The organism is Acinetobacter sp. TAC-1, assembly GCF_029025845.1.
GTDB classification, from domain to species: domain Bacteria; phylum Pseudomonadota; class Gammaproteobacteria; order Pseudomonadales; family Moraxellaceae; genus Acinetobacter; species Acinetobacter guillouiae.
This window is the reverse complement of sequence record NZ_CP118892.1, coordinates 468,167-483,446: the sequence shown is the minus strand read 5'-3', so window position 1 is coordinate 483,446 and position 15,280 is coordinate 468,167. Positions and strand designations below refer to the sequence as shown.

The 15,280-nt window shown below is 40.3% G+C and carries 20 protein-coding genes; 1 reads left to right on the top strand and 19 read right to left on the bottom strand.

All coding sequences use genetic code 11. From position 1 onward, the window contains the following. Positions 1–55: 55 nt before the first annotated feature. The 6 genes from PYV58_RS02240 to PYV58_RS02215 all read right to left on the bottom strand — a co-directional run bounded on the left by PYV58_RS02240 (position 56) and on the right by PYV58_RS02215 (position 5,631). Complete coding sequence (locus PYV58_RS02240) at positions 56–2,254, bottom strand: TRAP transporter large permease subunit (protein ID WP_034614355.1); 2,199 nt, start codon at positions 2,252–2,254, stop codon at positions 56–58. 416 nt (positions 2,255–2,670) lie between these two features. Beyond that, positions 2,671–3,243 (bottom strand): rhombosortase, encoded by a 573-nt coding sequence (gene rrtA / locus PYV58_RS02235; RefSeq protein WP_034614358.1) that lies wholly within the window; start codon positions 3,241–3,243, stop codon positions 2,671–2,673. 66 nt (positions 3,244–3,309) lie between these two features. Next, positions 3,310–4,398, bottom strand: coding sequence for a hypothetical protein (locus PYV58_RS02230; protein ID WP_034614362.1), 1,089 nt, complete (start codon positions 4,396–4,398; stop codon positions 3,310–3,312). 220 nt (positions 4,399–4,618) lie between these two features. Next, a complete protein-coding gene (locus tag PYV58_RS02225) occupies positions 4,619–4,780 on the bottom strand; it encodes a hypothetical protein (protein WP_004725737.1) in 162 nt (53 codons plus the stop codon). A 202-nt stretch (positions 4,781–4,982) separates the two neighbouring features. Continuing rightward, complete coding sequence (locus PYV58_RS02220) at positions 4,983–5,210, bottom strand: hypothetical protein (RefSeq protein ID WP_004725735.1); 228 nt, start codon at positions 5,208–5,210, stop codon at positions 4,983–4,985. Positions 5,211–5,373: 163 nt separating this feature from the next. Continuing rightward, a complete protein-coding gene (locus PYV58_RS02215) occupies positions 5,374–5,631 on the bottom strand; it encodes a succinate dehydrogenase assembly factor 2 (protein ID WP_004816878.1) in 258 nt (85 codons plus the stop codon). 180 nt (positions 5,632–5,811) lie between these two features. On the opposite strand from PYV58_RS02215, the gene PYV58_RS02210 reads away from it, so the two are divergent. Next, positions 5,812–6,984: an acyl-CoA dehydrogenase family protein gene (locus tag PYV58_RS02210; RefSeq protein WP_004725731.1), complete on the top strand. Its 1,173-nt coding sequence runs from the start codon at positions 5,812–5,814 to the stop codon at positions 6,982–6,984. A 162-nt stretch (positions 6,985–7,146) separates the two neighbouring features. Here PYV58_RS02210 and PYV58_RS02205 read toward each other — a convergent pair whose 3' ends face one another. The 13 genes from PYV58_RS02205 to rplF form a co-directional block, all read right to left on the bottom strand. Continuing rightward, positions 7,147–8,637, bottom strand: a complete 1,491-nt coding sequence (locus tag PYV58_RS02205) for an NAD(P)/FAD-dependent oxidoreductase (RefSeq protein WP_275059695.1) — start codon at positions 8,635–8,637, stop codon at positions 7,147–7,149. Positions 8,638–8,836: 199 nt separating this feature from the next. Then, positions 8,837–9,202: a 50S ribosomal protein L17 gene (gene rplQ, locus PYV58_RS02200; RefSeq protein ID WP_004281488.1), complete on the bottom strand. Its 366-nt coding sequence runs from the start codon at positions 9,200–9,202 to the stop codon at positions 8,837–8,839. An 18-nt stretch (positions 9,203–9,220) separates the two neighbouring features. Then, entirely contained in the window at positions 9,221–10,228 is a 1,008-nt protein-coding gene (gene rpoA, locus PYV58_RS02195) for a DNA-directed RNA polymerase subunit alpha (RefSeq protein ID WP_004816876.1), read from the bottom strand. 17 nt (positions 10,229–10,245) lie between these two features. Continuing rightward, entirely contained in the window at positions 10,246–10,869 is a 624-nt protein-coding gene (gene rpsD, locus PYV58_RS02190; protein WP_004725725.1) for a 30S ribosomal protein S4, read from the bottom strand. Positions 10,870–10,881: 12 nt separating this feature from the next. Beyond that, positions 10,882–11,268: a 30S ribosomal protein S11 gene (gene rpsK / locus PYV58_RS02185; RefSeq protein WP_001040166.1), complete on the bottom strand. Its 387-nt coding sequence runs from the start codon at positions 11,266–11,268 to the stop codon at positions 10,882–10,884. Positions 11,269–11,287: 19 nt separating this feature from the next. After that, on the bottom strand, positions 11,288–11,644 hold the full coding sequence (rpsM, locus tag PYV58_RS02180) for a 30S ribosomal protein S13 (protein ID WP_004725722.1): 357 nt from the start codon (positions 11,642–11,644) through the stop codon (positions 11,288–11,290). Between the two features lie 107 nt (positions 11,645–11,751). Then, a complete protein-coding gene (gene rpmJ / locus PYV58_RS02175) occupies positions 11,752–11,868 on the bottom strand; it encodes a 50S ribosomal protein L36 (protein ID WP_000867907.1) in 117 nt (38 codons plus the stop codon). A gap of 21 nt (positions 11,869–11,889) precedes the next feature. Continuing rightward, the gene (gene secY, locus PYV58_RS02170) at positions 11,890–13,209 is read right to left on the bottom strand and encodes a preprotein translocase subunit SecY (RefSeq protein ID WP_171066869.1); all 1,320 of its coding nucleotides are present in this window, start codon (positions 13,207–13,209) and stop codon (positions 11,890–11,892) included. A gap of 45 nt (positions 13,210–13,254) precedes the next feature. Then, positions 13,255–13,695, bottom strand: coding sequence for a 50S ribosomal protein L15 (rplO, locus tag PYV58_RS02165; protein ID WP_004725719.1), 441 nt, complete (start codon positions 13,693–13,695; stop codon positions 13,255–13,257). 3 nt (positions 13,696–13,698) lie between these two features. Beyond that, positions 13,699–13,875 carry a 50S ribosomal protein L30 gene (gene rpmD, locus PYV58_RS02160; RefSeq protein WP_004725717.1) on the bottom strand — a complete coding sequence of 59 codons (177 nt, stop codon included), beginning with the start codon at positions 13,873–13,875 and terminating at the stop codon, positions 13,699–13,701. 6 nt (positions 13,876–13,881) lie between these two features. Beyond that, on the bottom strand, positions 13,882–14,379 hold the full coding sequence (gene rpsE / locus PYV58_RS02155; RefSeq protein ID WP_004725715.1) for a 30S ribosomal protein S5: 498 nt from the start codon (positions 14,377–14,379) through the stop codon (positions 13,882–13,884). Between the two features lie 2 nt (positions 14,380–14,381). Next, positions 14,382–14,732, bottom strand: a complete 351-nt coding sequence (gene rplR, locus PYV58_RS02150; protein ID WP_004725713.1) for a 50S ribosomal protein L18 — start codon at positions 14,730–14,732, stop codon at positions 14,382–14,384. A gap of 14 nt (positions 14,733–14,746) precedes the next feature. After that, positions 14,747–15,280, bottom strand: a complete 534-nt coding sequence (gene rplF, locus PYV58_RS02145; protein ID WP_004725711.1) for a 50S ribosomal protein L6 — start codon at positions 15,278–15,280, stop codon at positions 14,747–14,749.

Sequence of the window (15,280 nt, the reverse complement as noted above, 5' to 3'; positions counted from 1 at the left end):
ATTCAAAATCTACAGACAGAAAAAAAGCGCCCGAAGGCGCTTTTTAGACATTCAATTATTTACTGGCATACCAGTCAAACAGGTTAAACATGTACGGCGCATAGGTCACAATCACCAATGCTGAGAACAGCACCACGATTGGTAAGATCCAACGCTCATAACGATAGTAGAAGCTTGTATATTTGGCTTTTGCCTCTGCATCGGCGGCGGCAACCTCTGCATCACCGACCGAGAGCCTCGTCAGCAAATGGTTGAGCGCAACAGGTGGCGTAACATAACCAAACTCAAATGCAACCAGTACAATCATCCAGAAGTGAATCGGATGAATACCATTTTCAAATGCAACTGGCGCAATCGTCGCAGCAACAAGAATCACCGCACCAAATGGATCTGTTGTCATACCAATTAATGCAAGTAACAATGCCATAAAGCCGAGTGTTACCAAGATACTACCCAGATGCGTTGGAACCATGGTCACGATCTCACTACGTTCAATCAGACCACCAACACTTGCAGACAATGCCATTAAGATAATTAACGCACCAATATGACCAACACTTTCCGATGTTGCAAAACGAATGGCGCTACGGAAGCCACGTTTTGTTTCAGCGGTATCGCCATGCTCACGTAAGTATTCAGAATTTTTTTCATGTTCTAGAGCAAGCGCTTTATTTGGGTTTTCTGGTATCGGTAATTTATTACCAAATAACTTATCAAATAAAATAAATGCCAATAACATGATTGGAAGAATTACAGGTGCAGTAAATTCATCCATTTTCGTGTCCAGACCAAACTGATAGAAGCCAATCACGACAGCAACAATCAAGATATATGGAAGCACTGGAACGAAAGCACGCAACATACCAGGGACAGCGGTTTTCGGTGAGTTAATACGGAACTTATTCTCAGCAAGGAATAACGACACCCCTAAGAAAATAAATGCGGTTAACCAGAATACATAAATACCATGATTAAATAACTCGTCTGAAGTTACATGACGGCTATCCAGCATTGAAATTAAGATCACCAAGAGACACGGACGTAGTACAACACCCAGCGAACCTGACATTGCTGAAACCGCAAGTGCATATTGACGACGAGCACCTGAATTCCACACTTCTTTATAGATAATTGCACCAGCAGCAACAACGAAGATTCCCGAAGCACCTGTATATGCGGTTGGAATTGCAGCACCAATCAAAATGATCCACGTCAATGTTTCAGGCGCTAAGTTCCAAGGACGAAGAATCGCTAAGAAAAGATCCATCACACGTGTTTGGGTCAATAACATCCCTGCCCAAATAAACAGTGCTAAGTTAAGGAAGATATTTGAAAATTCAGTCAACAAGCCAAGGTAAATACCTTGCCCCATTGGGTAGTCCATAAAGAAAGTAAACGCAATACCTGTCACAATTGCCATAAAGGCATATAAAGGTATGCTCAACAGCGCAAGGCCAAATTTACCGCCTTCTTCAGCATTTTCTGGTGTCCGGAATAATTTAAACAGGCTGATGACTGTTAAGACTACAAACAGGATCATCCATAACCAATAGACCCCAATCGTTTCAAGGGTCGATTCAACACCAGAATTGAGTACTGAACGATATTGGCTAATGACCGAGAAGCTCAGTAAGGCATTCCCCAGCACCATCGCAATGTTATAGACTTTAAAATCAAGCTTGGTACGCGCTGGACGTAGTCCAATATGATGCATCTTCAATGATGCTGTAATTGCCGCGATCACCACCATCAAAATCAGGATGAGTACGCGATGTTCAGAGCCCCATTTTAATATCCAGAAGAACCCCGTTTCCATCGAACGATATGTACGAAGGGATGGATGATCTTCCATATGTTTGATCGACTTATCATAGAACGCATATTTCTGTTCACAATCCGTTTGAGCTGAAACGAATGAAGCGCGAACATCTGCTTCTGGTGTTAAACCAAAAAATGCCGCATCAGGATCACTGGCTTCCTGTTGCATTTTTTCTTTGACAAGCTTATCGATATCTACATTGCGGTCACATGAAGGTTTGTTGGGCTCAGCACGTAAAAAGGAATATTGCATTCCTATTTTTTCGTCTCCATATAGGCGTTCACCTAAACGAAGCATTTGCCCATGAATCATATCCCCTGTCCCAATGATCAAGGTCAGGAGAAGCAGAATAAGGATGGAAAAGGTTGAGAACCACTCATTCCAGAGATAACTGAGTAGACCTAATCCCGATCTATTATTTACAGGTTCTTGCATTGTTATTCCAGTTTTTATAACCAGTGTACAATCGCTTGCACAGCTTATCTTTTATTATTAGGTGAGAGGTAAAATCCTTTACCAATACCCATTCCTATCATCACTACTCAAATTTGCCTTAATTTTCCTAAGAAAAACATGACAAAGATTAATTTTTTTGGCGAGCTTTTTGTCAACTCATCTATAGTCTTATCATTAAATGTGAAAAAACAACTCAGTACTTATATTTTTTATCACTAAAATAGATGTAATATTCACATAATTAACCACAAATGAGAATCACTATCCATTCATTACAAAGCATTTATTCAAATTTATTTTTTAAATATTTTTACAATGCTATGTGCTTAACCTCATCAAAATAATGAAATTTTATAAAATAATATTTCATACAAATAATAGCGTTGATTTGCTTTCTATTTGATGACATTAAGGCGAAAAATTAAGCTCAAAATGGCACAAATACTTCCAAAAATCACCCCAAGCAAATGCGCCTGTATTAAAACAGGATGACCTATCAATTGTTCAGTTTGTAGTGCACCAAAAAAATGTTCCCAAGCGATTTTGCCGAGGATGCATAACAGTACGATGAAGGCAAAATTTCGTTCTGGCTTTTCTTTTAAACTGACGATCGCACAAAATACAAACAGACCATGAAGAATCCCAGACAAACCTGCATAAGCAAAAATATGAGGATAAATCAGATAAAAACAGAGACTGAGTAAAGGCGGTAAAATAAGCAATAAAGCAATAAAAACTTGCTTTTTAATGTTTGGAAATAAAAAGGGTAAACAGGCCAAAGCCACAACATTTAAAACATAATGAATCCATCCCACATGAACCCAATGCCCTGTCCACCAACGCCAAGGCTGGCTTAAAAAAACATCATGCTGATAAATGAAATGATTTTGAAAAAGCTGAAGAATTGCAAAAAAAATGATACAGGTTGCAATAAACAATATATTTTTATCTAACTTGTGTTGTTCCATGCTACACCATAAAAAAAGAAGAGCTGTCGCTCTTCCTCAATTCTAACCAATTCATGCAATTGAATACTACGGATTTGCTGCAGGTTCGTCAGCTGAAGCACTTGGCTCTTCAGTCGGTGCAGGTAAATCATTAAACAATTCATCATCACCCGTAGATGCTTGTTCATCCCAGAATGTGGTCATTCCATCATCTGCTGCACGAACACCAGTATGTTCAGTCCAATAACGATCTGCAATGCCTTGAACCATTTGACCCGCCATACCATCTAACAATCTAAATTCAGGGTTTACTGGCTTATCATCTGCACGCGATGCGGCATAAGCTTTTAACGCCGCTCTTAATTTAGCGTCATCACCACTGGCTTGTGCTGCAACGGCATTCATTGCAAATGCTAGACGAACACCTTTTTGTTCTGCGATTTGCATTGATTGTTGTAAGGTCTGGGTTGGATCAGGCTTACCATCTCCTGCACCTGGTAATAATATCCAAATCACTGCACGGGTCGCCATTGGCGCACCCCAGAATTTGTTATTGTCTAGACATGCCATACCACGTTCAACAATCGCAGCAATATCTTTCGGTACATTGACTGCACCACCAGAGTTAATGTCATTGGTCATCGCTTGCAAACCACTGAGCATACCAATTAAATAGATGGTTTGATCTAAGTCCTTACGCATGGTTGGACAAGAATCACCTAAAGTATATTTATATTTTGCCTGCCAACGTTCTGCAAATAATTGATAACCCGTGTATTGACGTTCTGCGGCAAGGGCTGCCCAACGTTTTTGTTCTATACGAGCATCTTGCGCTTCAGTCACTTTACCATCTTTTGAAGCACGTAAATATCTGAGTTCTGCATCCAAAGCACGATTTTCTGCACACATCCCCGCAGCTGAATATAACAATACCGCCATACGGGTGGGGTCGGCCCCCATATCTTTTGTTGCCATAATCGCTGGCGTTAATGCATTGCCTGAGTTGCACGCCATATCTGTATCATTGCCCGCCAAAATGGGTGGGACGATATGTTTTTCACTAAAGCCAAGCGCAACATTGGCACCTGATTTTACAACATATGAACAACCTGATAACACAGATGAGGCAACAACAGCGGTCAGCATCAATTGACCAAGCTTGTGGACCTTAGACATACTTCCTGTCCTCTATATAATTGTGTTTATATCCCTTTTAAAATAACAATATCAGATGCAATCTCTGAATAACAGAGTAATAGCTCTAATTTCATCTGAAGAATTTGCCACAATATAGAAAGTATTCAATTGACCTAATCTGGTTTTTATACAAATTTTAAGCAAAAAAAAGTAGCATTGCGACGGTTCAGCACATGCTACTTGTTAAAAGGTAAACTCTTTAAGAGAGTTTATTGGTTTTAAGTCTTTTAAATTTGCTACCGTTAACACTGTTAGCGTTAGCTTTCTCAATCTGTTCCCTCAGCATAGTTCCTAGTCTTCCAAATATAATTGCAAAAACAATTGCAACCACTAAGAACCAAAACGTATGAATTTCACCCATTTGGAAATTCCTCCTCGCTGTTGGTATTTTTAATTTACATGCAAAATCAGATTTTTACAGAGATAATTGTCTGACAATTTTACAATTGCGCTATTTTGTATATATTTGGTCTAACAATGGATATTAAATAAACAAAAATACAAATAAGATTATGTTTTATTTGGATTAAATTTAAATTAGATTTTTTATATTTGTTAGACAATTAACTTAATTTTACCCGAGATTTTAAAGATTTCCACTGTATTTTGCTCACTTGATCTTGCCAAATAATTAAACTTTTATTGTTTTTCTCACAAAAATACACTGCGATATAAAATCGATGATCAATCATTTGCTGAATTTGCACATGATGAATTTGATTGGAATCCTCATATTGTAGGGTCCACTGATCTAAATCAAAATGTTCTAAACTTCGGACTTGTGGACGCATTCTAAATATTTTTAGACTGAAGCATGCCAACAACAGCAGTAATCCACTTATCCATACAGTGATAATCGAGTACAGCACTATAAAAATAATTGTTAAACACAAAAGCTGAAAACCCAGTGCAATACGACTGGGTTTGAATTGATATCGTTGGTGAGTTTTTAACTCATCCGTGGACATAATCTTTAAGTTTATTGATCAAGCTTCTGAGTTCAGGTCGAGGTGGCTCTGAAACTTCCATAAACCAATCCAATAAATCTGGGTCTTCCTGATCAACTAACTCTTTAAACAAGGCTTTTTCTTGCGCACTTGCTGCTAAGTAATATTGTTTTACGTATGGGTCAAAATATACATCAATCTCTTTTAAACCGCGACGAGCACGATAAATCACTTTACGTTCTTCTAAAGTAAGTTCTTCTGACATCATTTTCCCCCAATGGTTAATTCTGACTTAGTTTACCCGATTCCCGATCAATTTCTCGCTAAATTCTTCTAAATGACCAAATTCATCATTTAAAAATGAGTTTTGAGCATTCATCTCATTGCGACACATAAGCAATTCACATAATTTCAACTCACTAAAACTCATATGGATATTATAAAAATGCAATCAGGTGCTATCCGACCTTTAACCAATATGTTGCCTCGTAAATTGTTTAATTCCGATCACGATGCTTTTCGTGAAACAGTACGTAAATTTTATGAAAAAGAAGTTGTGCCAAATATTGCTAAATATGAACAGCAACAACATGTAGATCGCGATTTATGGAACAAAGCAGGTGAAATGGGGCTGCTCTGCGCAACCATGCCTGAAGAATATGGTGGCTATGGCGTAGATCGCCTCTACAGTATGATTCTGATTGAAGAACAAGCCTATGCAATGGACTCTTCTACAGGTTTTTCTTTGCACTCGGATATTGTTGCCAACTACATCAACAACTTTGGTAATGAAGAACAGAAAAAACATTGGATTGCTAAAATGGCTTCTGGAGAAACCGTCACAGCCATTGCGATGACAGAACCGGGAACAGGCTCAGACCTACAAGGTGTTCGCACCACCGCCGTTTTAGACGGGGATGAATATGTGATCAATGGTTCTAAGATCTTTATTACCAATGGTTATCTATGTGATATGGCAATTGTGGTATGTAAAACAGGCAGTTCAGAGAAAGGTTCTGCCAACCTATCTTTGATTATCGTTGAAGCTGACCGTGCTGGCTTTAGCAAAGGCAAACCACTCAATAAAATTGGTATGAAAGGACAAGATACTTGTGAATTGTTCTTTGAAGATGTTCGTGTACCAAAAGAAAATTTATTGGGTATGGAAGGCATGGGTTTTATCATGCTGATGAAAGAGTTGGCATGGGAACGTATGCTGGTCGCGATTATCTGCCAAGCAGGCGCAGAAGCAGCGTTGGCACACACCGTTCAATATACCAAAGACCGTAAAGCGTTTGGTAAACCGATCGGTGCTTTTCAAAATACACGCTTTAAACTTGCTGAAATGCGCACAGAAATTGATTTCTGCCGTGCTTACCTCGATCGTTGTATGGAATTACAACTTGAAGGCACCTTAGGTGTTGATGCTGCAGCTGCTGCAAAATACAAAATTTCAGAAGTATTCTCTAATGTGGTTGATGAATGCCTTCAATTACATGGTGGTTATGGTTATATGCTGGAATATCCAATTGCACGTGCTTATATCGATAATCGGGCAAATCGTATTTATGCAGGTACAAACGAGATTATGAAAGAACTGATTTCCCGTTCTTTATAATTTATCCAATTACTATTAAAGGAGCTTTGGCTCCTTTTTCTATCACCAAGCATTCTTTTTAAATCAATTTTTATGTCGCAATAAAAAAGGAGCTTACGCTCCTTGTTTATTTCATAGCTTGTTTATTTTGCTATTTCTTAGTTTGGTTGCTTCTAGGTTTGATTAAGAAACCAGTTTAGGCTTTTTTGCGAGTTGTGCTTCACGCTTATGAAATTTTAAAACACCATCTTCAAACTTGGCATTTTTAAGTTCTTTACGATCTGCTAAATAGTTATTCGACACTTTCCAAGGTGCATGCTTACCTTGTTTCGGCATCACATCCGCCGCACGAGCAATATAACCTGAGCTTAAACTACCCATCACCGTATCTTCCATCAATTCAGTTGCATCACCTTGTGGAATAACTTCGTCATAGCCCTTCTTGTCCATATAGTTTACAAGACGGCAAATATACTCACCTGCAATATCAACCTTCAATGTCCATGACGCGTTGATATAACCAATGATCATTGCCATATTTGGCACATCGCTAACCATCACACCCTGATACAGCATGTGCTGAGACGTATTCATTGGCTTATTATCAATTGTAGCTTTGATACCACCCAAGATTTGGATTTCTAAACCTGTTGCAGAAACGATGATATCTGCATCTAAATGCTTACCAGATTTTAATTGAATACCTGTTGCAGTAATTTTCTCAATTTGATCTGTTTCAACACTGGCTTTACCAGAGCGTAAAATCTTAAATAAGTCGCCATCTGGCACAACACATAAACGCTGATCCCACGGATTATATGTTGGGGTAAAGTGTTTCATATCCACTTTGCCTTTTAATTGCATTTCAATCGATTTGAGTAAGAACTTACGCAGTAACTTCGGTTGTTTTTGTGCAAGCGCATAAATACCGCGTTGCATACCAATATTACGTGCACGGGTTAACTTATAGGCCACATCTTCAGGTAAAACCTTACGCATTTTGTCATAGACAAAATCAATAGATGGGATTGAAGCAATATAGGTTGGTGAACGTTGCAACATGGTCACATGCCCTGCTCCACCTTTTGACATCGCAGGCACTAAGGTAATAGCTGTTGCACCACTACCAATAATCACCACTTTTTTACCCGTATAATCTAAGTTTTCAGGCCAAAATTGTGGGTTAATAAATTCGCCTTTAAAATCATTTTTACCTGGATAATCAGGTTGATAACCTTGGTCATAATTATAATAACCCGTACATCCGATTACAAAGTTTGCAACCCACGTATTGAGTTTTTGATTTTCATCTTCAATTTGTACGACCCATTTTTTAATTGATGAATCATAATTTGCAGTACGTACACGCTGATTAAAATGAATTTTATCTTTTAATTTAAATTCATCGACAACTTCAGCAATATAACCTTTAATCGAAGCGCCATCTGCCAAGACATTGGCTTTTTGCCATGGTTTAAAATTAAACCCAAAAGTAGACATATCTGAATCGGAACGGATACCCGGATATTTAAATAAATCCCAAGTTCCACCGAAGCTCTCACGACGCTCAATAATTTCAAATGAACGTTGTGGTGAGTGTTTTGAAAGATGCGCAGCTACACCAATACCAGAGATACCTGCACCAACGATAAGAATATCAACTTGCTTTTCCATGTTGTTTTTATAACCTTTTTAAGAGTACTTTTTTATTAAAGCACAAATCTGACAATACGCAATGTCAAGTTTGCATTTTTCTGACGAAATTTAAGTCAATTTGGGACAAAACCATAAATTGTCCAACAAAAAAGCATAAAAAAAGGCCGGTGAAACACCGACCTTTTTCGAACAACCGATTGTTCTGTGACGTGAGTAATTAGTTTACTTCACGATCCACAAGTTCTACATAAGCCATCGGTGCAGCATCACCTGCACGGAAACCAGCTTTAAGAACACGTAGATAACCGCCGTTACGTTCTTTGTAACGAGGGCCAAGAACGGTAAATAATTTACCAACTGTTGCTGCTGAACGAGTACGAGCAAACGCCAAACGACGGTTTGCTACAGTATCGTTTTTAGCTAAAGTGATTAAAGGCTCAGCTACACGACGTAACTCTTTTGCTTTAGGCACAGTAGTTTTAATTAACTCATGCTCAAACAAAGAATTAGCCATGTTTTGAAACATCGCTTTACGATGGCTGCTGGTACGGCCTAATTTCACACCACTATTACGATGACGCATGGTGATAGTCCTACTTAATTAACGGCTACGATAGGCGAAACGATCGTCCATACGGAGACTAGCTGGTGGCCAGTTCTCTAAACGCATGCCGAGCTGTAAGCCCTTAGAAGCCAGAACATCTTTGATCTCAGTAAGCGATTTTTTACCAAGGTTAGGAGTTTTAAGCAACTCAACCTCAGTACGCTGTACTAGATCACCAATGTAGTAAATATTTTCTGCTTTCAAACAGTTAGCAGAACGAACAGTAAGCTCTAGATCATCAACTGGACGAAGCAAGATTGGATCAACTTCTTCACGTGGCTCTTGAGCAACTGGAGCTTGATCTTTCTGAAGATCAACAAAAATTGCAATTTGTTGTTGCAAGATTGTTGCCGCTTTGCGGATAGCTTCTTCAGGATCTACAGTTCCATTCGTTTCAAGATCAATGACGAGCTTATCAAGGTCAGTACGTTGTTCTACACGAGCATTTTCAACTGTGTAAGACACACGTTTAATCGGGCTATAAGAAGCATCTAACTGTAGACGACCTACAGGACGCGTTTCGCCTTCAGGGAAACGTGAGTCAGAAGTTTCATAACCACGACCTTGAGAAACTTTCAAGCGCATTTTTAATGAGCCTGAAGCACTTAAAGTACCAATCAGATGTTCAGGGTTAACCACTTCAACATTATGTGGTAAACGAAGGTCAGCAGCAGTTACATCGCCAGGACCTTGTTTTTCCAATGTCAAATATGCTTCGTTTTGATCGAACAGCTTAATAGACAATCCTTTTAGGTTCAGCAAGAGCTCGACGATGTCCTGCTGCAAGCCTTCTAAAGTACTGTACTCGTGCTCGACACCCTCTATCTCTACTTCAACCACGGCTGCGCCAGGTAAAGAAGACAAAAGGATGCGACGTAAAGCATTACCAAGAGTATGACCAAAGCCACGCTCTAATGGTTCAAGAATCACTTTTGCCGAGGTCCCGCTTGCCGCTTCGACCTTGATCGCTTGCGGAGTTAGAAACTCGTTTGCAGTACGCGTCATTATTGCTACCTCAAGGATTATTTAGAATACAATTCTACAATCAAGCTTTCGTTGATTTCAGCAGGTAAATCAGAACGATCTGGTGCAGCTTTAAATGTACCTTCAAGTTTTGAATGATCTACTTCAATCCAAGCAGCTGTTCCACGTTGAGCAGCTAATTCAATTGCGTTTTTGATACGTAATTGTTGTTTAGCGCTTTCGTGAACTGCAATCACGTCGCCCGCTTTAACTTGGATAGACGCGATGTTAACACGACGACCATTTAAAGTGATTGAACGGTGAGATACCAGCTGACGAGCTTCTGCACGTGTAGAACCAAAACCCATGCGATAAACAACGTTATCGAGGCGGCTTTCAAGCAATTTCAACAAGTTTTCACCTGTTGCGCCTTTAACACGAGCAGCTTCTTTGTAGTAGTTACTAAATTGACGCTCTAAAACACCGTACATACGACGTACTTTTTGTTTTTCACGTAATTGTAGTGAATACTCTGATTGTTTAGCACGGCTTTGGCCATGTTGACCAGGAGCTTTAGCAGATTTTTTTGTTTTGACGTCAAATGGTTTAACGCCAGATTTTAATTGCAGGTCTGTCCCTTCGCGGCGAGAGAGTTTGCATTTTGGACCAATATAACGAGCCATGAATGTTTCTCCTTACACGCGACGTTTTTTAGGTGGACGGCAACCGTTGTGCGGAATCGGTGTCACATCGGTAATGCTGTTAATTTTATAACCCACTGCACCTAATGCACGAACCGCAGATTCACGACCTGGACCAGGACCTTTTACAAGGACGTCCAAGTTTTTCAAACCGTAATCTAAAGCAGCTTTACCAGCAACTTCAGCAGCTACCTGAGCAGCAAACGGAGTTGATTTACGTGATCCACGGAAGCCTTGTCCACCTGAAGTAGCCCAAGCCAATGCATTACCTTGACGATCAGTAATCGTAACAATGGTGTTATTAAAAGAAGCGTGAATGTGTGCAACACCTTCAGAGACGGTACGAGTGACCTTCTTGCGTGTGCGAGTATCTTTAGCCATCTTTTAGCTTCCAGAAATCTTATTTCTTAATAGGTTTGCGCGGACCTTTACGGGTACGTGCGTTAGTTTTGGTGCGTTGTCCGCGAACAGGCAAGCTGCGACGATGACGAAGACCGCGGTAGCAGCCTAAATCCATTAAACGTTTAATGTTCATGGAAATTTCGCGACGTAAGTCACCTTCGGTCGGAACCTTAGCAACTTCTGCACGAATCGCATCAAGCTGAGCATCATCTAATTCACGAATTTTAGTAGTAGTCGTAATACCTGCAGCAGCTAAAATGTTTTTAGCTGTGTGGCGGCCAATACCAAAAATATACGTGAGAGAGATAACAGCATGCTTGTTATCCGGAATGTTTACACCGGCAATACGAGCCATTCAAATTTCTCCAAAAAGGCAGTAGAGATAATCAACCGCCCCACAAAAATCTTGAGGGGCGGATAATAACCTAATTAGCCTACTGAAATCAACAGGTCTTAATTAAATTAACCTTGACGCTGCTTATGACGAGGTTCTGCGCTGCAAATTACGCGAATAACCCCATTACGACGGATAACTTTACAGCTACCACAAATTTTCTTTACAGAAGCTTGTACTTTCATGATGAAACCTTCTAAGTGCGCTTATCCCTTAGGATGAGCAGTCGTTTTTCTCATTAACGATTGATCGTCATACTGGTGTGATGTCAAATGGGCTTGAAGCTGAGCCATAAAGTCCATAACAACAACAACTACGATAAGTAATGAGGTACCACCCAAATGGAATGGAATACCAAAAGAACTTTGTAAAATCATCGGCATTAAACAGATGACTGTAATGTAGATTGCACCAATAAACGTCAAACGATTAAGAATATGATCTAAGTAACGAGCAGTTTGCTCACCTGGGCGAATACCAGGTACATAAGCTCCACTGCGTTTCAAGTTCTCTGATACTTCTTTCGGGCTAAAAACAAGCGCCGTATAGAAATAACAGAAAAAGATAATTAACGCACCGAAGAGCACTAAATACAACGGTTGTCCAGGCGATAATACCAATGCCAAATCTTGTAGGCTACGTTTTACAATTCCTGCATTTGGATCAGCACTGCCTAACCATTGACCTAAACTTGCAGGGAACAACAATAACGAACTTGCGAAAATTGCTGGAATAACCCCTGCCATGTTGATCTTCAATGGCAAATGCGTTTGCTGTGCAGTGAATACACGACGACCTTGCTGTTTTTGAGCATAGTTCACAGGTATACGACGTTGAGCTTTTTCAATAAACACAATCGCTGCTAAAACAGCAACTGATAGCAATCCAAAGATAGCCAAACCAATTAAACTTGATTGGCCATTATCTACCGAAGTAAATGCTTGAATCACTAAGTTTGGTAAACCAGCAACAATACCTGCAAAGATAATCATTGAGATACCGTTACCAACACCACGTTCAGTAATTTGCTCACCTAACCACATTAAGAACATGGTACCTGCAACTAACGATGTTAGCGCTGGAATGTAAAAAGCCAGTCCCGAAGTCAAAGTAATACCTTGACTGATTAGACCAGCACACATCCCGATACCTTGGACTAATGCGAGTAAAAGGGTGCCGTAACGCGTATATTGATTAATCTTACGCTTACCTTGCTCGCCTTCTTTCTTCAATGCTTCTAACGAAGGCACCACGGTCGACATCAACTGCACAATAATAGATGCAGAAATGTACGGCATGATACCTAACGCCAGAATGGACATTCGTTCTAATGCTCCACCCGAGAACATGTTAAACAAACCTAAAAAAGTACCTTCATTAGCTTTGAAAAAACGTTCTAGAGCAACATTATCAATACCTGGCAGCGGAATATGCGCTCCTAGTCGAAAGACTACCAATGCACCAATCAAGAACATTAATCGGCGAATAATTTCACGATATTTCACATGAAATGGTTGACCTTTCATCATGTTAACATGACCTGAAGAACTAGGAGACATAGTCACTCGCGATTACTCCTCGACTTTACCGCCAGCAGCTTCAAGAGCAGCTTTAGCGCCTTTAGTCAATGCAACACCTTGAACAGTGAATGCACGAGTGATTTCACCAGAAAGAACAACACGAGCACGCAACATATCTTTACGTACAACATTCGCAGCTTTCAAAGTTTCAAGTGAAATAATATCACCTTCAACTTTAGCAAGTTCAGACAAACGTACTTCAGCAGTTTTCAAAGCCAATTGGCTTGTGAAACCGAATTTAGGTAAACGACGATATAACGCAGTTTGACCACCTTCAAAGCCTGGACGAACGCCACCACTTTTACGTGATTTCTGACCTTTGACACCACGGCCACCAGTCTTACCGACACCAGAACCGATACCACGGCCTAAACGACGATTATCACGTTTTGCACCTTCAGCAGGTGCAAGCTCATTTAAACGCAGAGTCATGGCTTATTCCTCTACACTAACCATATAGTAGACTTTGTTGATCATACCACGGTTAGAAGGTGTATCTATTACTTCTACTGTATGACCAATACGACGCAGACCTAAACCTTGTAGGCAAAGTTTGTGATTTTTCAAACGATGCGAAGAAGATTTAGTCTGGGTAACTTTAATCGTTTTCATGATTGATTACCCTAAAATTTGTTCTACTGAAAGACCACGTTTAGCAGCAACTTTCTCAGGAGACGTCATATCACGTAAACCATTAAAAGTTGCATTTACAACGTTAGCCGCGTTAGTAGAACCATAACATTTCGTCAATACGTTACGTACACCAGCAGCTTCTAAAACTGCGCGCATAGAACCACCAGCGATTACGCCAGTACCTTCAGATGCAGGTTGCATGTAAACACGGCTAGCGCCATGACGAGCATGAATAGGATGTTGTACAGTACCATCAACAAGATCAACAGTGATCATGTTGCGGCGTGCAGCTTCAAGTGCTTTAGAAATAGCAGCTGGAACTTCACGCGCTTTACCGCGACCAAAACCTACACGACCATTACCATCACCCACAACAGTTAATGCTGTGAAAGAGAAGATACGACCACCCTTAACAACTTTGGCTACACGATCAACGGCAACCAGCTTTTCAACAAGACCTTCGTTTTGTTCAACTTTAGCCATGATTAGAACTCCAAGCCGTTTTCACGAGCAGCATCAGCCAAGGCTTTGATACGACCATGATATTTAAAACCAGAACGGTCAAATGCAACTTTAGTTACACCAGCAGCCTTTGCACGTTCTGCGATTAAAGCACCTACTTTAGTAGCTGAATCTACATTACCTGTAGTTCCGCTACGTAAAGATGCATCCAAAGTAGAAGCTTGCGCTAATACTTTGCCACCATCTGCAGAAATAACTTGAGCATAGATGTGACGCGGCGTGCGGTTTACACACAAGCGAGTCGCACCCAATGCACGAATGTGCAAGCGTGTGCTTTTCGCACGACGCAAACGGGATTGTTTCTTTTCGTTCATAAGAACCTCGCGCCTTATTTCTTCTTAGCTTCTTTACGAAGAACAACTTCGTCAGAATAGCGAACACCTTTACCTTTATACGGCTCTGGTGGACGATAACCACGGATTTCTGCAGCAACTTGACCTAACAATTGCTTGTTAGCTGATTTCAAAATGATTTCAGTAGCAGTCGGAGTTTCAGCAGTTACACCTTCAGGAAGAGCGTAATCAATCGGGTGAGAATAACCAAGGTTAAGGTTCACAACTGTACCTTTAACCGCAGCTTTATAACCAACACCGATAAGTTGTAACTTACGTTCGAAGCCTTCATTAACACCTTTTACAAGGTTATTAAGAACAGCGCGAGCAGTACCAGCTTGCATCCAAGAATCGCGAGATTCTTTAACTGGAGCAATATGAAGTTGACCTTCTTCCTGTTTAAGCTCGACCAGCGCATGCAGGTTGAAAGACAACGTACCTTTGCTGCCTTTCACTTCGACCTGCCGGCCGTTCTGAGTAACTGCTACACCGTTAGGTACAGTTACTGGGGCTTTAGCCACACGAGACAT